The 21,377-nt window shown below is 70.7% G+C and carries 20 protein-coding genes; 11 read left to right on the top strand and 9 right to left on the bottom strand.

The window, feature by feature from the left end; genetic code table 11:
• Together J2Y46_RS18775 and J2Y46_RS18770 are read right to left on the bottom strand one after the other, a co-directional pair.
• On the bottom strand, positions 1–522 hold the full coding sequence (locus J2Y46_RS18775; protein WP_056369810.1) for a phage tail protein: 522 nt from the start codon (positions 520–522) through the stop codon (positions 1–3).
• A 17-nt stretch (positions 523–539) separates the two neighbouring features.
• Positions 540–2,180, bottom strand: coding sequence for a phage tail sheath C-terminal domain-containing protein (locus J2Y46_RS18770; protein ID WP_045299936.1), 1,641 nt, complete (start codon positions 2,178–2,180; stop codon positions 540–542).
• A 299-nt stretch (positions 2,181–2,479) separates the two neighbouring features.
• Here J2Y46_RS18770 and J2Y46_RS18765 point away from each other — a divergent pair, with 299 nt between their 5' ends.
• Complete coding sequence (locus tag J2Y46_RS18765) at positions 2,480–3,163, top strand: hypothetical protein (protein ID WP_310244449.1); 684 nt, start codon at positions 2,480–2,482, stop codon at positions 3,161–3,163.
• Between the two features lie 11 nt (positions 3,164–3,174).
• On the opposite strand, the gene J2Y46_RS18760 is transcribed toward J2Y46_RS18765, so the two are convergent.
• Complete coding sequence (locus J2Y46_RS18760) at positions 3,175–4,278, bottom strand: methyltransferase (RefSeq protein WP_310244446.1); 1,104 nt, start codon at positions 4,276–4,278, stop codon at positions 3,175–3,177.
• A gap of 90 nt (positions 4,279–4,368) precedes the next feature.
• Here J2Y46_RS18760 and J2Y46_RS18755 point away from each other — a divergent pair, with 90 nt between their 5' ends.
• On the top strand, positions 4,369–4,788 hold the full coding sequence (locus J2Y46_RS18755) for a MarR family winged helix-turn-helix transcriptional regulator (protein WP_082497048.1): 420 nt from the start codon (positions 4,369–4,371) through the stop codon (positions 4,786–4,788).
• 63 nt (positions 4,789–4,851) lie between these two features.
• A complete protein-coding gene (locus tag J2Y46_RS18750; RefSeq protein WP_310244442.1) occupies positions 4,852–5,316 on the top strand; it encodes a DUF3817 domain-containing protein in 465 nt (154 codons plus the stop codon).
• Between the two features lie 79 nt (positions 5,317–5,395).
• Here J2Y46_RS18750 and J2Y46_RS18745 read toward each other — a convergent pair whose 3' ends face one another.
• The gene (locus tag J2Y46_RS18745; protein ID WP_045299928.1) at positions 5,396–5,767 is read right to left on the bottom strand and encodes a VOC family protein; all 372 of its coding nucleotides are present in this window, start codon (positions 5,765–5,767) and stop codon (positions 5,396–5,398) included.
• A gap of 168 nt (positions 5,768–5,935) precedes the next feature.
• Here J2Y46_RS18745 and J2Y46_RS18740 point away from each other — a divergent pair, with 168 nt between their 5' ends.
• The 5 genes from J2Y46_RS18740 (at position 5,936) to J2Y46_RS18720 (ending at position 12,376) form a co-directional block, all read left to right on the top strand.
• Entirely contained in the window at positions 5,936–8,494 is a 2,559-nt protein-coding gene (locus tag J2Y46_RS18740; RefSeq protein ID WP_310244439.1) for an ATP-dependent Clp protease ATP-binding subunit, read from the top strand.
• A gap of 218 nt (positions 8,495–8,712) precedes the next feature.
• The gene (locus J2Y46_RS18735) at positions 8,713–9,588 is read left to right on the top strand and encodes an LLM class flavin-dependent oxidoreductase (RefSeq protein ID WP_310244436.1); all 876 of its coding nucleotides are present in this window, start codon (positions 8,713–8,715) and stop codon (positions 9,586–9,588) included.
• The gene (locus J2Y46_RS18730; RefSeq protein ID WP_310244434.1) at positions 9,585–10,349 is read left to right on the top strand and encodes an LLM class flavin-dependent oxidoreductase; all 765 of its coding nucleotides are present in this window, start codon (positions 9,585–9,587) and stop codon (positions 10,347–10,349) included. The genes J2Y46_RS18735 and J2Y46_RS18730 overlap by 4 nt, the downstream gene beginning before the upstream one ends.
• On the top strand, positions 10,346–10,747 hold the full coding sequence (locus J2Y46_RS18725) for a hypothetical protein (RefSeq protein WP_310244431.1): 402 nt from the start codon (positions 10,346–10,348) through the stop codon (positions 10,745–10,747). Before J2Y46_RS18730 ends, J2Y46_RS18725 begins: the two co-directional genes overlap by 4 nt.
• Positions 10,748–10,843: 96 nt before the next feature.
• Complete coding sequence (locus tag J2Y46_RS18720) at positions 10,844–12,376, top strand: ATP-dependent DNA ligase (protein ID WP_310244428.1); 1,533 nt, start codon at positions 10,844–10,846, stop codon at positions 12,374–12,376.
• 13 nt (positions 12,377–12,389) lie between these two features.
• Here the strand turns inward: J2Y46_RS18720 and J2Y46_RS18715 are convergent, their stop codons facing one another.
• Together J2Y46_RS18715 and J2Y46_RS18710 are read right to left on the bottom strand one after the other, a co-directional pair.
• Entirely contained in the window at positions 12,390–13,046 is a 657-nt protein-coding gene (locus tag J2Y46_RS18715; protein ID WP_045299916.1) for a response regulator, read from the bottom strand.
• Positions 13,043–14,695 (bottom strand): sensor histidine kinase, encoded by a 1,653-nt coding sequence (locus J2Y46_RS18710; protein WP_310244425.1) that lies wholly within the window; start codon positions 14,693–14,695, stop codon positions 13,043–13,045. Before J2Y46_RS18710 ends, J2Y46_RS18715 begins: the two co-directional genes overlap by 4 nt.
• Before the next feature lie 181 nt (positions 14,696–14,876).
• On the opposite strand from J2Y46_RS18710, the gene J2Y46_RS18705 reads away from it, so the two are divergent.
• The 3 genes from J2Y46_RS18705 (at position 14,877) to J2Y46_RS18695 (ending at position 17,859) form a co-directional block, all read left to right on the top strand.
• Positions 14,877–16,409 carry a CitMHS family transporter gene (locus J2Y46_RS18705; protein ID WP_310244422.1) on the top strand — a complete coding sequence of 511 codons (1,533 nt, stop codon included), beginning with the start codon at positions 14,877–14,879 and terminating at the stop codon, positions 16,407–16,409.
• Between the two features lie 125 nt (positions 16,410–16,534).
• Positions 16,535–17,155: a hypothetical protein gene (locus J2Y46_RS18700; RefSeq protein ID WP_310244420.1), complete on the top strand. Its 621-nt coding sequence runs from the start codon at positions 16,535–16,537 to the stop codon at positions 17,153–17,155.
• Positions 17,152–17,859, top strand: a complete 708-nt coding sequence (locus J2Y46_RS18695; RefSeq protein ID WP_045299910.1) for an NAD-dependent deacylase — start codon at positions 17,152–17,154, stop codon at positions 17,857–17,859. The genes J2Y46_RS18700 and J2Y46_RS18695 overlap by 4 nt, the downstream gene beginning before the upstream one ends.
• 63 nt (positions 17,860–17,922) lie before the next feature.
• Here the strand turns inward: J2Y46_RS18695 and J2Y46_RS18690 are convergent, their stop codons facing one another.
• From J2Y46_RS18690 to J2Y46_RS18680, 3 genes are all read right to left on the bottom strand, one after another.
• Complete coding sequence (locus J2Y46_RS18690) at positions 17,923–19,191, bottom strand: sugar ABC transporter permease (protein ID WP_045299908.1); 1,269 nt, start codon at positions 19,189–19,191, stop codon at positions 17,923–17,925.
• Positions 19,188–20,018 carry an ATP-binding cassette domain-containing protein gene (locus tag J2Y46_RS18685; RefSeq protein WP_045299905.1) on the bottom strand — a complete coding sequence of 277 codons (831 nt, stop codon included), beginning with the start codon at positions 20,016–20,018 and terminating at the stop codon, positions 19,188–19,190. Before J2Y46_RS18685 ends, J2Y46_RS18690 begins: the two co-directional genes overlap by 4 nt.
• Positions 20,019–20,111: 93 nt before the next feature.
• Positions 20,112–21,191, bottom strand: a complete 1,080-nt coding sequence (locus tag J2Y46_RS18680; protein ID WP_045299903.1) for a sugar ABC transporter substrate-binding protein — start codon at positions 21,189–21,191, stop codon at positions 20,112–20,114.
• Between the last annotated feature and the right edge of the window lie 186 nt (positions 21,192–21,377).

Below are 21,377 nucleotides of genomic sequence, written 5' to 3'. Positions count from 1 at the left end.
CTAGGGTTCGGCGAAAACGGGTTCGGACGGCTCGACGACCGCGTAGTCCCGCTCCCAGCCCTCGTTCTCGAGCTTGAGCGTCTGGATGGCGACGGCGTTGGCGTTGGCGTCGAGGTCGGGGAGCGCCTGGTACTCCGAGACCCACGCGCGGAACACCTTGTACGCGATCACGAGCTGGCCCGCCTCGTTGTACAGCTCGACGATGAGGTCCTTGCGGAAGTCCTTGAGCGACACCTCCGCTCCGAGCCCCGACCCGAAGTTCCACACCTTGTTCGCCCACTGCTCGAACTCGACGTCGTGCGTGACGCCGCGCTCGAGGGTGATCGCCTCGAACTTGACCCGGCCGGGCGACTTGCGCGACGTCGACGGATCTCCGCCCTCGCGGTGCTCCACGACCTCTGTGGTGCGTTTGAGGCCGCTCACTTTGCTGACGCCCGCAACGTACTTGCCGTCCCACTTCACACGGAACTTGAAGTTCTTGTACGGGTCGAACCTGCTGGCGTTGACGCTGAACTGTGCCATGTCCCGATTCCTTCGGCTCAGACGGCGCTCGCGCCGGCGATCTGCTGCAGTCGGATGACGACGAACTCGGCGGGCTTGAGCGGCGCGAACCCGACGTGGATGTTGACGATTCCCCGATCGATGTCGGACGGGGTCGTCGTCTCCTTGTCGCATTTGACGAAGTACGCGTCGCGCGGCGTGCTGCCCTGGAAGGCGCCCTGCCGGAAGAGGTCGTTCATGAACGTGCCGACGTTGAGGCGGATCTGCGCCCACAGCGGCTCGTCGTTGGGCTCGAACACCACCCACTGGGTCCCGCGGAAGAGCGACTCCTCGATGAAGAGCGCCGTGCGCCGCACCGGGATGTACTTCCACTCGTTCGCGAGCGAGTCCGCGCCTTTCAGCGTGCGTGCCCCCCATACGACGCGGCCGGCGCCGGCGAACGCGCGCAGGCTGTTGATGCCGAGCGGGTTGAGCTGCCCGATCTCGCCGTCGCTCAACGGGACGGAGAGCTCAGGCACGCCGTTGAGGGTGGCCTCGAGGCCCGCGGGGGCCTTCCACACGCCGCGGGTCGCGTCGGTCCGTGCGAGCACGCCGGCCACCGCGCCCGACGCGCCGAACGTCTCGAGCTGGTTGTCGCGCAGCGGGTTGGTCTGCCGCAGCCGCGGGAAGTACACGGCTGCGTTGGCGCTCACCGTCCCGAGCGACGCGAGGCCGGACTTGGCGTCGCCGACCGAGTCCCAGGTCGGCGGTGCATCGATCACGTAGAACGCGCGCCGGGCCTCGGCGTACGTCGCCGCCTCGGTGACGACATCGGCCTCGACCTCGCCGCCGGGACCGTCGGGCGACACCCCCAGATACGGAGGGATGACGAGAAGGTTGAAGATATCGGCATCCTCGAGCGCGTACATCCCCGACTTGGCGCCGAGCGAGCCCTTCACATCGGCGGCGACGAGATCGTCGCCGTCGTCTCCGCCTGCGAGCCGTTGGCTCGCCTCCTGCGAGGGATCGCCCGGCGTCGGCGTGATGTCGTCCCAGATCGTCTTGCCCGCGGCGGGAGTGCCGGTGTGGACCTTGGGACGACTGCTGTCGGGCACCGTCCCTGCCGTGCGCACGAGGTCCGACTCGTTGTCGAGCACCCGCGACAGCAGCCGCGGATGATCTGCGGGCGTGAGGACGACGTTGCGGTGCGCCTCGATGACTCCCGTCGCGCCGTCGCGGACGGTGAGGTTGAACAGGGTGTCGGGTTCATCGCCGAGCGCGGGGTCCTCGGGACGCGTGTCGTGGTCGATGCGCACGCGCAGGCCGTCGCCCCACAGGCCCACGTCGACTGCCTGGAGCGTGAGGAGATCCGCGCCGGCGTCCAGGGCGAGGTCGACGGAGGACGATGCCGGATCGTCGGCGTCGGAGGCCGCATCATTCACGACGCGGACGATCACGGCCGTACCGCCGCCGTTGAGGAAGAAGTCGCGGACGGAGAATCCGAGCCGGCTGAGCTTCCACAGTCCGCCGAACGTGCGTTCGTACTCACCGAAGTTCGTCACGACGATGGGTCTGTCCACTGGTCCGCGGGGCGCCCGCCCCACGAAGGCGGTGACCGAGGTGGAGACCCCGACGATAGTGCGGACCCCGCTGGCCACCTCCTCGATGTACACGCCGGGATAGGTCAGTTGGGACGGCATGGCTGTCTCCAGAGAGGATGCATCGATCTGGGGGCCCCGCCGGCGGTACCCGAAGCCGACGGGAGGGTGGCGACCCCACCACGTGGCGTCGTCGGCGTGGCCTCGACGGCCACGGTGGGAAATGCAAGGACCTCGATTCGAGAGTCAATCCCTCACGGTGAGGGCTGTCAAGGGCCCGGCGTGCAGGGACGAATTCCCGGCGAAGAGGTGACACGGGGCGCCCGCGTTCCTACAGTTGAGTCACGCCGAGGCTGTGGGAGTCCGGCGACGACGACGCACGCGGTGGAAGGGGAGGTGCCGTGGTCCAGGATGTGCAATCGACCGAGGATCCCGCGTCCCCGCGGGCAGCCGCACCCGTCGCACCTCCGGTGACGCGCGGCACGCTCATCTGGTTCGGGCTCGGCCTCGTGCTGCTGTCGTTCTTCGCCGCCTTCCTCGGATCCTGGCTCGCGCGCTCGGTCGACACTGCCGCGCCGGTGCCGGCACCCGAACCCTCCGCCTCGGCCACCGCGTCGCCCGAGTACGAGGACGTGCTCGCCGAGATCCTCCCCGCCGGGTCGGCGGTTCGCGCCGGTTCCGGCGCGCCCGAGGAGGGCAAGGGCTACGAGGGCGACGTCTACATCGACATCCTCGACGCCGACGTGTACCTCTTCAAGGACGACGCGTGGACGCTCGTCGGCAATCTCCGCGAGGCGGCTGCCGAGAACCTCACGGGCGAGCAGGGGCCGGCGGGGGAACAGGGCGAGCAGGGTGCTCAGGGCGAGCAGGGGGCCTCGGGTGCTCAGGGACCCAGCGGCGCCCCCGGTTCCCCGGGAACACAAGTGATTCTCGGCACATCGGGGCCCGCCGACGACGCCTGCACCGCCGACGGCGACGTGTACATCGACACCGCAGCGGTCGAGTTCTACGAGTGCACCGACGGTGCGTGGGTGCTGTTCGGACCGACGACCGGGCCCGAGCCGACCCCGGAAGCCGGCGAGTAGACGCAGGCTCCTCAGCGGCGGGTGGACGCCGTCACCGTGAACTTGGCGTTGCGCGCGACTTGCCGCGTCGGCCCGACCGCCCGCTCCAGCGCGGGGCGGTAATGCAGGCCGGAGTTCCAGACCGCCCAGAGTTCGCCGCCTTGCCGCAGCACGCGGGCGGCCTCTGCGAACATCCGCGGAGCTATCCCTTCGTGCACCGCGGAACCCGAGTGGAACGGCGGGTTCAGCGCGATGAAGGTCGCGCTCGCGTCCGGCTGCGCCCCCAGCATGTCGTCGCGGACGACCTCGACGCGGTCGGCGACGCCGTTCGCCTCCGTGGTCGCCCGCGCGGAGGCGACCGCCGCCGCCGATTGGTCGCAGGCGAGCACGTGGAGGGATGGATGCCGCAGCGCGAGCACCGTCGCCACCACGCCGGTTCCGCAGGCGAGGTCGATGGCTGAGCCGTCGGGGAGCGGGGGAAGCTGCTCCAGCAGGAACCTCGTGCCGATGTCGATCGACGCGCCCGCGAAGGCGCCTCCGAAAGCGCACACGACGATCCCGTCGTGCGTCACGCGCACCGGCGCCGGGTCGCGGCCGTCGTGAGGTCCGCGCGCGACGAGCACGCGCGACTTCTGGCGGGCATGGGTGACGTCGAGCCGGGCGAAGCTCTCGCGCAGCACGTCGTTCATGGCGAGCGTCATGTGCTTCACACGACCGCCGGCGAAGACGACGACGTCGGGTGCCGCGTGCGCGGCGATCAGCCGCGCGATGTCGCGGAGCGCGTCGAGCGAGCGCGGCAGCCGCATCAGCACGACGCGCGCGCCGCGCACGAGTTCTGGCGAGAGTGGCAGCGACACGAAGGCGTCGCTGAGGCCGAACCGCTCGGCGTTGGCGGCCAGCGCCCGTTCGCCGGTGAGCGGGTCCTGATGGACGCGGATGCCGCGGCCGCCGTCGGACGCTGCGCCCAGCGTGAGCGCTCCGTAACCGTCGCCGATCACCACGAGCTCACCGTCGCCGGCGCCGGTGCGGGCGGCGGCGGACTCGTCCAGGAGCAGCCGGTCCGCAGCATCCGTCGCGACGAGGTCGGGAGCCTCGACGTCGGGCCACCGGCGCAGGCCCTCGAGCGAGAATGTCACCGTCCCACGGTAGCCGGACCGGCCGCGTCCGGTTCCGGGAACTGCGGGCGAATGCGTGCCGTCCCGCGGCAGCGGGACTAGCATTCAACGGTGCCAGACCGTGCGTTCAGTCCCGTCATCTCACTGCTGACCGTGGCCGCAGTGTGGGACGCGCACCTCGGCGCTCAGCTGCGCGACCTCGGCCTCACGACCCGCAAGTACGGGCTGCTCGCCCACATCGAGGCGACGCCGGGCATCTCGTTCAGCGAGCTCGCGCGGCGCTCGCAGATCACCGTGCAGTCGGCGCACACCGCCGTGCAGACCCTTGTCGCCGACGGGCTCGTCGCGGATGCGACGAAGCACGCGGGCGCGGCCTCCGATCTGCGCGTGACCGACCGGGGGAGCGAGGTGCTGCAGGCCGCCGAGCAGCGGCTGGCGGCCCTCGACGCCGGGCTCGCCGCGGGGGCGCCGGCGCTCGCCACTGCGCTGGAAGGGCTGCACGAACAGCCGTTCGGGCTCGCGCCCGAATAGGTCGGGATGCCGCGCACGGCCAACCTTCAGAAAGCCTGAAGCGCTTTCAGTTAGGCTGAAGGTGTGTTCCGAAACCCTCACACCCTGTTCCGTGCGCTCGCGATCCTCGAGGCGATCTCGTGGACGCTCCTCATCGCCGGTCTCGTGATCCGCGCCACCACCGACTGGGCGCTCGGCGTCACGATCGGCGGCGGCATCCACGGTTTCATCTTCCTGTCGTACGGCGCGACCGTGATCCTCGTCGCCCTCAACAACCGCTGGCGCGTCGGACCCACGGTGCTCGCGCTCGTGAGCGCCGTCATCCCGTACGCCACGATCCCGGCGGAGCTGTGGCTCCAGCGCAGCGGCCGCCTCGCGGGTGCCTGGCGCCTCGAGGCCACCGACGACCCGCGCGACGCCACCTGGTACGACCGGCTGATGCGGTGGTTCCTGCGGCGGCCCTGGGTGCTCGGCGCCTTGATCGCGCTCGCGGTCGTGCTGCTGTTCGTCGTGCTCCTCATCCTGGGCCCGCCCGGAGGTCGCGACTGACGACACCCGACCCCGGCCGCCTCTCTCCCTCGGGAGCGAGGCGGCCGAGTCGCGTCGTGATCAGTGGCGGTGCCGCGGCTCAGCGCCAGGCGGGCAACTGCTGCAGGGTCCAGGTGTTGCCGTCGGGGTCGTCGAACTGCACGAACCTGCCCCAGTCCTGCTCGTCGACGCCGCGCCCCTCGACGCCGTTGGCGCGCAGATGCGCGAGCGCTTCGTCGGCGTCGGGCACGACGACCTGGATCGTGTTCTGGCGGCCGGGCTCGAGATCGTTGCCCAGCCCGGTGCCGAAGGCGATGGAGCACGCGGAGCCGGGCGGAGTCATCTGCACGAAGCGGAGTCCGTCGACGGGCGTCTGATCGTGATCGGCGTTGAAGCCGATCCGCTCGTAGAACTCCTTCGCGCGATCGACATCCGTCACCGGCACGAAGATGAGCTCGATCTTCCAGTCCATCGTGTTCCCTCTCGTCTCTGAAGCAGGTCCCCCGTAGACGAGACGTTACGCCGGGGGTGCGACATCCGGCGCTGGGGAATACGTGCGGACGTGAGCGGTTGAACTTGACAATGTCTGTATCAAGTTCAAAACTTGATACTCCTCCGCTCAAGTTTCAGGAGAGATGGAATGCCAGAAGACTTCACCCCCCATGCCGGCGACGACGCGAGCTCGTTCGACGAGTTCCTGGCGCGCTACCTCGCGGGCGAGCGCGCGCGCGCCGAGCGCTCGATCGACCTGAGCCGCTACCTCGGCGCCCGCACGCAGGAGCTCCTCCAGCGGGCCGGCAAGTACGCGCTCGACCGCGGCCAGCAGGAGCTCGACGCCCTGCACGTGCTCCGCATGCTCGTGAGCGAGGCGCCGGCGCGGGACGCCGTCCAGCGCATCGGCGCGGACGCCGACGCGATCGCGCGCGCCACCGAGGAGCGCCTGCCCGCCGCCACGGCGGCGGCGGACGTCGACGGGGCCGTCGTGACCTCGTCGGTGCAGCGTGCGCTGTTCCATGCCTTCCAGGTCGCCCGCTCGTCGGGCTCGACCTACGTCGACCCCGAGCACCTCTTCTTCGCGCTCGTGCTCGCGCAGGACACGCCCGCCGGCCAGGTGCTGGCCCGCGCCGGCGTGACGGCCGAGGCGCTCATGCAGGGCGCGCGCGAGACCGTGACGCCGGGCGAGAGCACGCAAGCGCAGATGCGGCCCGAGGGCGCAGCATCCGACACCCCCATGCTCGACACGTACGGCACCGACCTGACGGCGCGCGCCGTCGCGGGCGAACTCGACCCGGTGATCGGGCGCGCCGACGAGATCGAGCAGACGATCGAGATCCTCAGCCGCCGCACCAAGAACAACCCCGTGCTCGTCGGCGAGGCGGGCGTCGGCAAGACCGCGATCGTCGAGGGCCTCGCCCAGGCGATCGTCGACGGCTCCGTGCCCGAGCAGCTGCTGGGCAAGCGCGTGGTCGCCCTCGACCTGCCGGCGATGCTCGCAGGCACCCGCTACCGCGGCGACTTCGAGGAGCGCCTCACCAAGACGATGGACGAGATCGCCGCGCACAAGGGCGAGCTGATCGTGTTCATCGACGAGGTGCACACGGTGGTCGGCGCCGGTGGTGCCGGTGACGGCGGCATGGACGCGGGCAACATCCTGAAGCCCCGCCTCGCGCGCGGCGAGCTGCACCTCGTAGGGGCGACCACGCTCAAGGAGTACCGCGTCATCGAGAAGGACCCCGCGCTCGAGCGGCGGTTCCAGCCGGTGCGCGTGGGCGAGCCGTCGATCGAGGACGCCGTGCTCATCCTCCGCGGCCTCAAGCCGGCCTACGAGGAGCACCACGGCATCGTCTACACCGACGAGGCCCTCCGTGCGGCCGTCGAGCTCAGCGACCGGTACCTCACCGAGCGCGTGCTGCCCGACAAGGCCATCGACCTCATCGACCAGGCGGGCGCCCGGCTGCGGTTGCGCCTCGGGTCGAAGGTGGACGTGAGCGGGCTGATCGAGCGGCTCGCGACGCTCGAGGCCGACAAGAACGCCGCAGTGTCGGCGGAGCACTACGAGGAGGCGTCGCAGATCCGCGACCGGATCGCCGAGGTGCAGGACCGCCTCGAGCGTGCCACTGCCGCGGGCGCCGCCGTGCGCACCGACGCCATCGTGGACGAACCCGAGATCGCCGCGGTGATCAGCCGGGCCACCGGCATCCCCGTGAACCGCCTGACCGAGACCGAGCGTGAGAGGCTGGCGTCCCTCGAGGACGAGCTGCACGACCGCGTGATCGGGCAGGACGACGCCGTGACCGCCGTCGCCAAGGCGGTCCGCCGCAACCGCACCGGCATGGGCGACGCCCGGCGTCCGGTCGGGTCGTTCCTCTTCCTCGGCCCGACCGGTGTCGGCAAGACGGAGCTCGCGAAGGCCCTGGCAGGCTCGCTGTTCGACGACGACACCGCGGTGATCCGGTTCGACATGAGCGAGTTCGGCGAGCGGCACACCGTGTCCCGCCTCGTCGGCGCCCCTCCCGGATACGTCGGCTACGACGAGGCCGGACAGCTCACCGAGCGCGTGCGGCGCAACCCGTACTCGATCGTGCTGTTCGACGAGATCGAGAAGGCGCACCCCGACGTGTTCAACCTGCTGCTGCAGGTGCTCGACGACGGGCGCCTCACCGATGGCCAGGGGCGCACGGTCGACTTCCGCAACACAGTGGTCGTCATGACCTCGAACCTCGGCTCGGAGTTCCTCGCGTCGCGCGGCGGCGCGATCGGGTTCCTCGCCGACGGGGGAGGGGCGACCGGCTTCGGATCCGAGAAGGACCTCCGCGACCGCGTCTTCAGCAAGCTGCGCGAGGCGATGCGGCCGGAGTTCCTCAACCGCATCGACGAGATCGTGCTGTTCCGCAAGCTCGAGGAGCCGCAGCTGCAGAACATCGTGCGTCTGCTGCTGGGCGCGTCCGACGCGCGGCTCGCAAGGCGCGAGGTGTCGCTGGTCGTGACGGACTCGGCGGTGGCCTGGCTCGCCTCGAACGGCTACGAGCCCGAGTACGGCGCGCGGCCGCTGCGGCGGCTCATCCAGCGCGAGGTGGACGACCGCATCGCCGACCTGTTCGTCACGGGCGCGCTCGTGGACGGCGGGACGGTGACGGTGGATGCCTCGGCGGCGGCGCTGTCGGTGGTCGCCGGTTCGCCCTTCGCGGTGGCCGCCTGACCCGACACGGTGGGCAGAGAGGCGCCGGGCCCTCGGGCCCGGCGCCTCTCGGCATGCATGGGGGTGGGCGTTCCTCCGCTTCGACAGGTCAACCGGAGCTGCGCCGGACAGATCCAGCCCGAATTCTCCTGTAGAACCCCGGTTGACCTGTCGAAGATGCGGGTGCACGGATGCCGGCGGCCGCGGTGCGGGTCGGTGGCACCTGACAGAGTGGGTTCATGACCCGCATCGGCGCGATCTTCAATCCGTACACCCACACCCCCGACGAGTTCCGCGACGCGGTGCTGGCCGCCGAGTCGGCGGGCCTGCCCGAGCTCTGGATCTGGGAGGACTGCTTCCGCCAGTCCGCCTTCGCCACGGTGGGCGCGGCCCTCGCGTGGACCGAGACGTTGCGCATCGGCATCGGGATCGCTCCGATGCCGCTGAGGAACGTCGCCGCGACGGCGATGGAGATCGCCACGGTCGAGCGGCTGTTCCCCGGTCGGCTCCTTCCGGGCGTCGGTCACGGCGTGCTCGACTGGATGGGGCAGGTCGGGGCGCGCGTCGCCTCGCCGCTGACCCTGATGCGCGAGTACGTGCCGACGCTGCGCAGCCTGCTCGCGGGCGACCAGGTGAGCGTCGACGGACGCTATGTCACCGTCCGCGACGTGCGCCTGGACTATCCGCCGGTCGCACCGCCGCTCGTGTATGCGGCCGCAGAGGGTCCCAAGACGCTGCGGCTGAGCGGCGAGGTGGCCGACGGCACCGTGCTCGACAGCGGGCACACGGCAGGGGAGTACGCCATCGCCACCGCCGCCATTCGCGAGGCGCGGGCCGCGTCGGGTCGCGCCGGTGACCACGACGTGGTGGCCTACGTCGTCACCGCCTTCGGCGCGGATGCCGAGGCCCGGGCGATCACCGACGTGGGCGACAAGCCCGATCCCGCCGAGCGCGCGCTGTGGGGCGAGCCGGCAGACGTCGCCGCGGGCGCGCAGCGCTTCTTCGACGCAGGGGTGGACGACGTGGTGCTCCTGCCCTCGTCGCGCAGCGACATCGCCGAGTTCTACCGGGCGGCCGCCGAGGTCTCCCGCCTCGTCGGCGTGCGCGTAGCATGATCGCGGCGCTCTCGATCGGGATCGCTGCGGCGGCCGGCGCCGACGTCGGAGCGCGCGTCGCGGCGGCCGCCGAGGCCGCAGGACTGCACGCGTTGTGGGTCAACGACACCCCCGGACATGATGCACTCGCCGTGCTCGCTGCCGCCGCGGGCGCGACCGAGCGGCTCGTGCTCGCCACGGGAGTGCTCCCGATCGACCGTCGCACGCCCGACGACATCCTCGCGGGCGCCGCAGGAATCCCCGCCGACCGGCTCATGCTCGGAATCGGTTCGGGGCAGCTTCGTTCCGGGGCGGTCGAAAGCGTGACGGATGCTGCCACCGCCCTCCGCGCGCGCACCGAGGCGCGCGTCGTGGTCGGCGCTCTCGGCCCGAGGATGCGGCGCGCGGGGGCGGAGGCGTCTGACGGGCTCCTGCTCAGCTGGCTGACACCGAAGATCGCTGCGGAGCAGGCACGCCGGGCGCACGAGCGGGCCGGCGCGGCACACGTCGCGCTGTACGTGCGGACGGCTGCCGACCCCGCCGCGACAGCGGCGCTCGACGAGGAGGCACGGCGCTACACCGGGTACCCCGCGTACGCGGCGAACTTCGCGCGCCTGGGTGTCGAGGCGGCGGACACCGTCATCCGACCTGTCGCGCTGCGTGACCGGATCGCCGCCTATCGCGCCGCCGCCGACGAGGTGGTCCTCCGAGCGATCACCGCCTCGGGCAGCCTCGATGAGCACCTCCGGTTCATCGACGCGGTCCGTGGGGCAGTCGCGTGACGCGGATCATCGCTTGCTGGGCGCTCGCGGCGCTGCTGGTGACCGCGGGCGCGTCGCACCTGACGTGGGGGAGGCGCGGCTACCGCATCGTCGTCCCCGACTGGGCGACGCGGCTCTTCCACACCGACGAGGACACGATCGTCGTCGCGTCAGGCGTCGTCGAGCTGATGCTGGGCGGTGCTCTCGTGGCGCTTCCCGCCGAGCGCCGCCGCGTGGGTCGGGCGGTGGCCGCGTTCTTCGTGGCGGTCTTCCCTGGCAACGTCCATCAGTGGCGGACGCGCCGGCCGGCGCCCATGCTGCGCACCGATCGGGCCCGGTTCGTCCGGCTGCTGCTGCAGCCGCTGCTCGTCGTGTGGGCCCTGTGGGGCACGAGCGGAACAGTCGGACGCGGCCGATGAGTCGGCCGGTCGCGGCCCACGATCGGTCGGTCGCCCAGCGGCGGCACAGCCGTCGAGCCCGGGACAGGTGTCGGGGACCGGTGCCAGAATGCCGATGTGCTGCTGAACGAGCTGGTGACCGCGACGGGCGAGGTCGCGTCGACCTCGTCGCGCTTGGCCAAGATCGCCGTCCTCGCCACGTTGCTGCGCGGGCTTCAGCCGGATGAGGTCGCTCCCGCCATCGGTTTCCTCACCGCCAACCCGCGGCAGGGGCGGCTCGGCGTCGGGTGGCGCAGTCTCACCGGCCTCGATGTCGTACACGCCGATACGCCGACGCTGACCGTGCTCGATGTCGACGCATCCCTCAGCCGACTGGCGGGGGCCGATGGCCCGGGCTCGGTCCTCGCGCGCCGCGGCGAGCTCGACGCACTCGCGAGCGCCGCCACCGCCGAGGAGTGGGACTTCCTGGCGCGCGTCATGATCGGCGAGCTGCGCACCGGTGCGCTCGAGGGTGTGCTCCTCGATGCGATCGCGAAGGGTTCCGAGCGCGAGGCGCCCGTCGTGCGGAGGGCCGCGATGCTGTCCGGCGACCTGGGCGCGACCGCGCGCATCGCGCTCACCGGCGACGCCGATGAACTCTCCGCGGTCGGCCTCCAAGTGGGGCGCGGTGTGCTGCCGATGCTCGCCGCGACGGCGGGATCGACGAGCGAGGCGCTCGAGACGCTCGGGGCCGCAGCATCCGTCGAGTACAAGCTCGACGGTGCACGCATCCAGGTGCACCGCGACGGCGACGACGTCCGAGTCTTCACGCGCAGCCTCGCCGACATCACCCACCGCGTGCCCGAGCTCGTCGAGGCGGTGCGGGCACTGCCCGCCGAGCGGGTGATCCTCGACGGCGAGACGCTGTCGCTCGACGAGGACGGCGGCCCGCGGCCGTTCCAAGACACGATGTCGCGGTTCGGATCGATGGGCGACGACGCGGCGGCCACCGTCCTGAGGCCGTGGTTCTTCGACATCCTCCACCTCGACGGACGCGACCTGATCGACGAGCCGCTGGCGACGCGCCTCGAGCTGCTCGATCGAGCTGTCGGCGACGCACGCATGCCGGGCGTCGTCACCGACGACCCGGTGAAGGCCGAGGAGTTCTCGCGTCAGGCGCTCGCCGCGGGCCACGAGGGCGTCATGGTCAAGGCGCTCGACGCTCCCTACGCCGCCGGACGGCGCGGCAAGAGCTGGCTCAAGGTCAAGCCGGTGCTCACCTACGACCTCGTGGTGCTCGCCGTCGAATGGGGGTCCGGCCGTCGCACCGGGCTGCTGTCGAACCTGCACCTGGGTGCCCGCGACCCGGAGGGGATGTTCGGCGAACCGGGCGGCTTCGTGATGGTGGGGAAGACCTTCAAGGGGCTCACCGACGCGACGCTGCGGTGGCAGAGCGAGCACTTCCCGACCATCGAGACCCACCGCTCGGCGTACGCGGTGCACGTGCGCCCCGAGACGGTGGTCGAGATCGCCATCGACGGCGTGCAGCGATCGACGCGGTACCCGGGCGGTGTCGCCCTGCGCTTCGCGCGTGTGAAGGGCTACCGCCCCGACAAGCGTCCCGATGAAGCCGACACGATCGAGTCGCTCCGCGCCCTGCTTCGAGGGTGAGGGCCGCACCCCGTCATCCGCGGGCGGAGACGTAGCGGTGCTCCGGCCTCCCCGTGGTGCCGTATCGCAGCCGCACCTCGACTTGGCCGCGTGCGGCGAGCGTGGCGAGGTGTCGCTGCGCGGTCGCGCGCGAGATGCCCACCCGCTCGGCGACCTCGGCCGCGGACGCCTCGTCGTCGCCGAGGCCCTCGAGGATCCGCTGCTCCGTCGCCGATCGGGCGACGGAGGCAGGTTCCGCACTGCCGTGGAGGATCGTCAGGGCGCGGTCGATCTGCTCCTGCTCCAGTGGACGGTCGGTGGCGAGGAGATTCCGCATGCGGGCGTAGCGGTCGAGGCGCTCCGCCAGCACGCGGGCGTCGAACGGCTTCGTCAGGTACGCGAGCGCGCCGGCGCGCAGCGCGCGACGGACAGTCGCAGCATCCGTCGCAGCCGACAGCACGAACGCATCCACGTCGACACCCGCGATGAATTCGACTCCGTCGCCGTCGGGGAGGAAGGCGTCCACGAGCAGCAGGTCGGGGGCGTGGGCGCGCACGGCCTGGCGCGCGGCCCCCAGCGAATGCACGGGGTCCAGCGCGGTGAAGCCGGTGCGGGAGGCGACGACGTCGCGGTGCAGTCCGGCGACGCGGAAGTCGTCGTCGACGACGAGCACACGGATGGGCTGACTCATGCGTTCTTCTCCTGTCGGCGGACAGCGGTGTCGCGGCGCAGCGCGCCCGGAAGTCGCGCGCCGAACACGGCGCCCGAACCGTGGCCGCCGGCATCGATGACCCACACGTCGCCGCCGTGACGGCGGGCGAGGTCCCGGGAGAGGGGCAGACCGTAGCCGTGTCCGTGCACCGCGTCGTTGCGACCTGGATCGGCCTCGCGAGATCCGGCGCGGATGAACGGATCGCTCCCGGGCGGACGGATGCCGCGGCCCGAGTCGGCGACCGTGACCACGAGCTCATCGTCGTCGTCGAGCAGCGCGACCTCGACCCAGCGGGGTTCATCGCCGGCCACGGCCGCGGTGACCGCATTGCCGATCAGGTTGCCGAGGATCGCCGCGACGTCCTCCGGGAGCGCGACCTCGCTCAGCAGCAGGGTGTCGTCGGAGACCCGCACGCTCACGCCCCGTTCACGCGCCGCCGCGCCCGTCGCGCCCAGAAGGGACTGGAGGAAGGCGTCGGGAACCCGCTCGAGGCCGGCGACGGCGAAGTCGACGGCTCCGCGCTCGGTGAGGTCGCCGAGGAACGCGCGCGCCTCGTCGACGCGGTCGGCGTCGATCAGCCCGGATGCGACGTGCAGGCGATTGGCGAACTCGTGCCGCTGCACGCGCAGAGCCTCGGTCATGGCGCGGACGGTCTCGAGCCGCCCGGCGAGCGCCTCGACATCGGTGCGGTCGCGCACCACGACGATCTCGCCGAGCGCGCGGGCGTCGCGGCGCACCGGACGCGTGTCGAGGTACAGCACGCGGTCGCCCACGACAGCCTCCACGGCGGTGGCGCCCTCGCGCACGGCCCGGAGCACGTCTTCCGGCAGCGCCAGCTCGTCGAACCGGCGGCCGACGGGGTCGTCGAGTCCCAGCATCCGTTCCGCGGCCTGATTGCACACGCGGACCACACCGTCGGGATCGAGGGCGACGACGCCGTCTCCGACTCCTTCGAGCACCGCGGCCTGGTTCTGCACGAGCGCCACGAGCTCCTCGGGCTGGAGTCCGAGGGTCAGCCGTTCGAAGCGCCGCCGCAGGAGCAGTGTCGCCAGCGTCGCCAGAGCCACTCCGCCGAGCGCGGCGACCGCGATCGTCGTCAGGAGCGCAGGGAGGTCGTCGAACACGCTCGCACGCTCGAAGCCGACGCTGACCTCGCCCGCCGGAGTGCCTCCGGCCTCGGCGTAGATCGGCACCTTCGCGCGAGCGGACTCGCCGAGGGTGCCGACCTCCCAGTCGACCACCTCGTTGCCCTCGAGCACCTCGGCGAAGGGTGTCGAGACCACTTGGCCGAGCAGGTCCTGATTCGGGTGGGCGAGACGGATGCCGTGATCGTCGGTGATGACGACGAACAGCGCGTCGGTGCGGTCGGCCACATCGGTGGCGATCTGCTGCAGCGGACCGTCACGGAGGTGCGCGGCATCCGGAGTTCCCGGGTCCGCTGAGAACTCGGCGACGAGGGACTTGACGTCGGGGTCCTCGGCGACGGTGCGGGCGATGTTGAGCGCGGCTGCCTCGGACTCCGCGCGCAGCTGACGCACGCCCAGCCAACCGAAGACGAGTGCACACACGGCGACGACGGCGGCGACCGTCGCCAGCTGGACCAGCAGCAGCCGTGTCGCGAAGCGCATGGCACCTCCTGGGTGTGTGAGCGGAGTGCGCGTGAGCAGAATGCGCAGAACACACGCTACGCGCAGAACGTGAGGGAATGCGACTTACCGCGCGCTGGTCCGGCGCTCGACCCTAACCTCACTCAGACGCACCGCGAAATGGTGCGGGAGACCTGACGCACCCCACGACGAAGGAGTCGACATGAACGCGGCAGCACCGTTCCTCCTCCAGGCCGCCGAGGCCGACGAAGGCTACGCGACAGCCTTCGTCCCACCCGAATGGGTGCTGGTAGCCCTCGGGTTCACGATGGTGCTCGTGTTCATGGCGCTCATCATGACGCGGCGGCTCACGCCGATGGTCGCGCTCATCCTCGTGCCCACCGTGTTCGGCCTGTTCGCCGGTGCGGGGCTCGGGCTCGGCGACATGATCATCGACGCCATCGGAAGCATGGCTCCGACGGCCGCCCTCCTCATGTTCGCGATCATGTACTTCGGCATCATGATCGACGTCGGGCTGTTCGATCCGTTGATCCGCGCGATCACGCGACTGCTCGGCGACGACCCGGCCAAGGTCGTGCTCGGCACGGCGATCCTCGCGGGAGCGGTGTCGCTCGACGGCGACGGGTCCACGACGTTCATCATCACGACCTCCGCGATGCTGCCGATCTACCTCCGTCTGGGCATGAGCCCGGTCGTGCTCACGTGCGTCGCAGGCCTCATGAACGGCACGCTCAACATCGTGCCGTGGGGTGGTCCGACCGTGCGTGCTGCGACCGCGCTGGGCCTGCAGCCGACCGACATCTTCGTGCCGATGCTGCCGTCCCTCGCGGCCGGCCTGGTCATCGCGCTGACGTTCTCGTGGTTCCTCGGCCTGTCGGAGCGCAAGCGCATCGGCAGCATCGACGCCTCGCGCCTCGGGGACGGCGGCTCGCTCGCCGGCCCGCGGATCTTCCGCGGCGCCGACACGAAGCCTGGTGCCCGTGCGACGCTGCGCACCGGCAACATCGTCACCCTCGCCGGCGGTCACGGCGGCGTGCCCGCGGCGACCGCGGTGGTGGACCGTGAGGACACCGCCATGGCGGACACGATGCTCGACCCCAACCGCGCGACGCTTCGGCCGAAGCTGATCTGGTTCAACCTGGCGCTCACGCTCGTGGTGATGGTGCTGCTGGTGCTCGACATCTTCCCGCTCGCGTATGTCTTCATGGTCGGCGCCGCGATCGCGCTGGTGGTCAACTTCCGAAAGCTCAAGAGCCAGGCCGACGAGATCGTCGCGCACGCTCCGAGCATCGTCGGCGTCGTGTCGATGGTGCTGGCCGCCGGCGTGCTGGTCGGCGTGCTGAACGGCACGGGCATGGTCGACGCCATGGCCACCTGGATCACGACCGTGATCCCGGCTTCGCTCGGCCCGTTCCTTGCCGTGATCACCGGCATCCTGTCGATCCCGTTCACGTTCTTCATGTCGAACGACGCGTTCTACTACGGCATCCTGCCGGTGCTCGCGCAGAGCGCGGAGCACTTCGGGATCGCCCCGGTCGAGATGGCGCGGGCATCGATCACCGGCCAGCCCGTGCACCTGCAGAGCCCGCTGGTGCCGGCGATCCTCCTGCTGGTGTCGCTGGCGAGCGTGAACCTCGGCGACCACCACAAGAAGGTGCTGTGGCGCGCCACGATCGTGTCGCTCGCAATGCTCGCGGTCGGCGTGGTGGTCGGCGCCATCCCGCTGATGGCCTGACCCGACTCGACGACCTCTCTCCGCGAGAATCCAACCGGGGGCCGAGACCGTGGGTGGTACCCACGGTCTCGGCCCTCCACCGGATTCTCGCGGTGGCAGGGCGTCGGTGAACGTAGAATTTCGCCATGACCAAGGGAGCCGCACCCGACGCCTCGTACGAGAACCGCAGCTTCGGGGCGCCCGGCGCGGAGCGGACCGTCGTGCTGCTGCGTTCAGGGGTCTCGACCCTGTCTGATCCACGCCCGGATGCCACCGCACGGCGTGACGCGAGGATCGTCGCGGTGGGGCTCACGATCGACGACATCGACGATCCCGCCGCCTACCGTGGCGCGACCCCTGCAGAAGCGACCGCGAGCGCCATCGCGCGGTTCGTCACGGAGGAGTCGCACGGGCGCCCGGTCGGTCTCGTGGGAGTCGGCGAGGCCGGCGAGCTCGCGGTCATGGTCGCGGCCCATCTCGGCGAGAACGTCGACAGGCTGGCGCTCGTCGCCGTCCCCCGGCCGGAGTCCGAGCTCGGTGCGAGCGAGGTCGCTGAGCTCCTCGACCGCATCGCCGCGAAAACGCTCCTCATGAACGGCCAGGCGGATCCGACCGCCGCGTCAGGCGCCGCGGAGTGGTTCAAGAAGCACCTGGCGTCGGCGCGGGTGGAGATGGTGCCGAGGACGGACGATCCCGATGCGCGGCTCATCCTGGCCGACGTCTGGGAGCGCGTGCTGTCGCACGTCGCGCCCGCCACCGTGCGATGAACCGCATCGTCGTACTGACCGGCGCAGGCATCTCGGCCGAAAGCGGCGTGCCCACGTTCCGCGGGGCCGACGGGCTCTGGGAAGGGCACAGCATCGAAGACGTCGCGACGCCGGAGGGGTTCGAGCGCGACCCCGACCGCGTTCAGGCGTTCTATGACGCGCGACGGCGGGCCGTGGCATCCGTCGTCCCGAATGCCGCGCACCGCGCGCTCGCCCGGCTGGAGGGAGCGATCGGCGACGACCTGCTGGTGGTCACGCAGAACGTCGACGACCTGCACGAGCGCGCCGGCACCCGCAACCTCGTGCACATGCACGGCGAGCTGCGGCGCGCGCTCTGCCTGGCCTGCGGATCGCGCCCCCAGTGGGACGCCGACCTCATCGACGGCCCAGCCTGCCCGGAATGCGGAGAACGGATGCTGCGCCCCGACGTGGTCTGGTTCGGCGAGATGCCGTACGAACTCGATCGCATCGAGCAGGCGGTCGTCGCGTGCGATGTGTTCGTCTCGATCGGCACGTCGGGGGAGGTGTATCCGGCTGCGGGATACGTCGCGCTCGCCGCCGCCTTCGGGGCGCGCACGGTGGAGCTGAACCTCGAGCCCAGCGACCCGGCCGTGGCGTTCGACGAGACACGGGCGGGCCTCGCGAGCGAGCTCGTACCGGCGTGGGCCGACGAGGTGATCGCCGCACGGAGCGCATCGCGCTAGACACATGAGAGCGCCGGGTGGTGGGCCCACCACCCGGCGCTCGTCGCGTGCTGTCGCGACGCGTTAGCGTCCGCCGCCCGACCGCACCCTCGAGAGGGCGTCGACGGTGGCCGCGAGGATCAGCACGCCGCCGGTGACCAGCAGGTTGACGCCGGCGGGCAGGTTGAGCAGGCCGAGGCCGTTGGTGATCGTCGCGATCACCAGCGCGCCGATCGCCGCATGCATCAGACGGCCCTTGCCGCCGAACAGGCTGACGCCGCCGACGACTGCCGCCGCGACACCCGACAGGACGATGTCGCGCCCGACGGTCGCGTCGACCGAGCCGACGCGGGCGACGCTCAGCAGAGCCGAGAACACGGCCAGGCTGGAGCAGATCACGAACGCCCACCACTTGATCCAGCGCACCTTCACACCGGACCGGCGAGCCGCCTCCGCGTTGCCGCCGATCGCGTAGATGTAGCGGCCGAACTTGGTGCGATCCAGCAGGAAGGTGCCGATCCAGAGGATGACGAGCACCACGGGCACCACGATCGGCACCCCGGCGACCTCGATCACGGACTGGCCGCGGTTCTGGTTCAGCACATACACGACGATGCCGCCGATGACGGCGATCGCGGCGAGCTTGATCCACACCATCGACAGAGCCCGGTTGGGAACGCCCGCGCGCTTGCGACGCGCTCGGTCCCAGAACGACGTCCCCGCCGAGATGGCGAGCATGATCACCAGCATCGCCCAGCCGCCCCACACCGGCAGGTTGCCGTTCTGAAGCGCGATGAGCTCGGGCACCTCGAGGCGGAACAGGCCGCCCGGGCCGATGATGACCAGCGCGAGACCCTGGAAGCCCAGGAAGAGGCCCAAGGTGACGACGAACGACGGGATGCCGACCCTCGCCACGAAGAAACCTATCAATGCGCCGGTGAGGAACCCGAACCCGAACCCGATCAGCAGCGCCAGCGGCCACGGGATGCCGAACTGCGCGTTGAGGACCACGAACAGCGCCATGCCAACGCCGCCGGTCACGCCCGCGGAAAGGTCGATCTCGCCGAGCAGCAGCACGAACACGAGCGCCATGCCGAGCACGACGAGCGTCGCAGCCTGGTTGAGAAGGTTGGCGAAGTTGCGTTCGGTGAGGAAGAACGGGCTGAGGATCGAGAACAGTGCTCCGAGGACGACGAGGCCGCCGATCGCGGGGAGGGCGCCCATGTCGCCGCCTCGCACGCGCTGCCACCACGCGCGGATCTGATCACCGACACCGCCTTCGACGCCGCTGCCGATCATGTCGCTGGCGAGTGGGTCGGGAGCGGCCTCGGTGCGGGTGACGTTGCTGCTCATTCCGCGCCTCCTTCGGTGCGAACGGTCGACGTGTCGAGGATCGAGACGCCGGCGGGTGTCTTGGTGCCGGTGATGTAGCCGACCACGTCGTCGCGGGTGGTCGAGGACGTCGGGATCTGCGCGACCATCTGGCCGAGGTACAGCACGGCGATGTCGTCCGCGACCTCGAACACGTCGGCGAGGTTGTGGCTGATCAGGATCACTGCGACGCCCTGCTCCGACAGGCGCTTGACGAGGTTCAGCACCTGCTCGGTCTGCGCGACGCCGAGCGCCGCGGTCGGCTCGTCGAGGATGACCACGCGCGCCTTCTTGAGCACGGCGCGGGCGATCGCCACGGTCTGCCGCTGGCCGCCGGAAAGGCTGGACACCTTCTGACGCACGGACTTCACCGTGCGCACCGAGAGGGAACGCAGCGTGTCGGAGGCCTCCTTCTCCATGCGGCCCTCGTCGAAGGTGCCGAAGGAGAGCTCCTCGCGGCCGAGGAACATGTTCTGCACGATGTCGAGGTTGTCGCACAGCGCCAGGTCCTGATAGACGACCTCGATGCCCAGGCCGGACGCATCGCGCGGGGCGTGCAGATCGCGGTGCTGGCCGTCGATCAGGACCTCGCCCTCGTCGTAGGGCTGCACGCCGGCGAGGCCCTTGATGAGCGTGGACTTGCCGGCGCCGTTGTCGCCCACGAGGGCGGTGACCTTGCCGGGGTGGACCTTCAGGTCGACGCCCTTCAGGACGCTGACCGGTCCGAAGGATTTCTTGACGCCGACCAGCTGGATGATCGGCTCGGCGCCGGCCGTGGTGGCCGGGGCGGTGGTGAATGTGTCTGACATGCTCGCTTCCTTGGGAATGCCGTAGTCCGGCGCGAAGGGGCGTCACGCCGTGCGGCGCGACGCCCCTTGCGGCTCAGTCCGCAGACCGCTCCATTACTGGGCGGTGACTCCGTACTGCTCGCAGGCAGCCATCACGTCCGGCGTGCAGACGTCGTCGTAGTCGGCGTCGCCGGCGGCGACGACGTCCTTGACCTTGTCGGGGCCGACCAGGATCGGCGTGACCTGGATGTAGGGCGTGCCGTCGTCGAGCTTGGCCTGCGCGGTGACGTCCTCACCCTTGAGCAGGGAGACGGCGGTGTCGACGGCGGCCGTGGCCTCGTCCTTGACCGGCTTGTAGACCGTGGCGGTCTGCCAGCCGAGCAGGATGTTCTGCAGGCCCGCGACGTTGGCGTCCTGGCCCGACACGGCCACACCGGTCAGGTTGTTGTCCTGCAGGACCTTGATCACGCCCGCCGCGTTGGTGTCGTTCGCGACCCAGACGCCGTCGACCTTGCCGCCGAGCGAGGTCAGCGCCTGCTCGAAGTTGGTCTGCGACTTGGCCTGGTCCCACACCCCGGGAGGCTCGGCAGCCGCCTTGATGCCGGCGGCCTCCATGACCTCGACGGCGCCGTCGTGGAACATCGCTGCGTTGCCGTCGGTCGGGTCGCCGCCCATGTAGACGACGATCGCGGTGGCCGGGTCCTTGCCGGCGGTCTCGAGACCGTCGAGCACTGTCTGGCCCTCCAGGCGTCCGACCTCGGTGTTGTCGAACGACACGTAGTAGTCGGCGCCGGTGAACGGGCGATCGTAGGCGATGACCGGGATGCCCTCGGCCTTGGCCTTCGTCGCGACGGCCTCGGCCGCGCCCTGGTAGTCGACCAGGAGCATGACGCCGCAACCCTGCGTGAGCTGCTGGTCGGCGATCGTCGAGTACTTGTTGACGTCACCCTGCGCGTTCTGGATGTCCGCGTCGAATCCGGCCGCCTCCAGGCCCTCCTGGAGGTACTTGCGGTCGAAGTTCTCCCAGCGCGGCGACGAGGCCGCGTCCGGCAGGATCACGCAAGCGCGACTGGCGGCGTCGCCGCCGGCCTCCGTGGACCCACCGTTGCCGTTGCCGCTGCTGGAGCAGCCGGCCAGCATCACCGCGGCGGCGCCCGTGAGGGCGGCCACGGCGAGGATCGAAGACTTCTTCATCTCTTGCCTTTCGTCATTGAAGCGGGCGAGTCCCCAGGATCGTCCCTGGCGTTCATCGCGCTGATGCGATCATCGACGACACGGATTCTTATCGTCAAGTCTTGAACATAACGCTTTGGCAACGCACCGGGTCGGACGCTGCGCGGACCCGCTCGCCGGGCCCCTAGAGAGCGTTTACCGTGCAGA

The sequence above is a fragment of the Microbacterium sp. BE35 genome (assembly GCF_031457705.1).
GTDB lineage: Bacteria > Actinomycetota > Actinomycetes > Actinomycetales > Microbacteriaceae > Microbacterium > Microbacterium trichothecenolyticum.
This window is presented reverse-complemented; position numbering and strand designations above follow the sequence as displayed.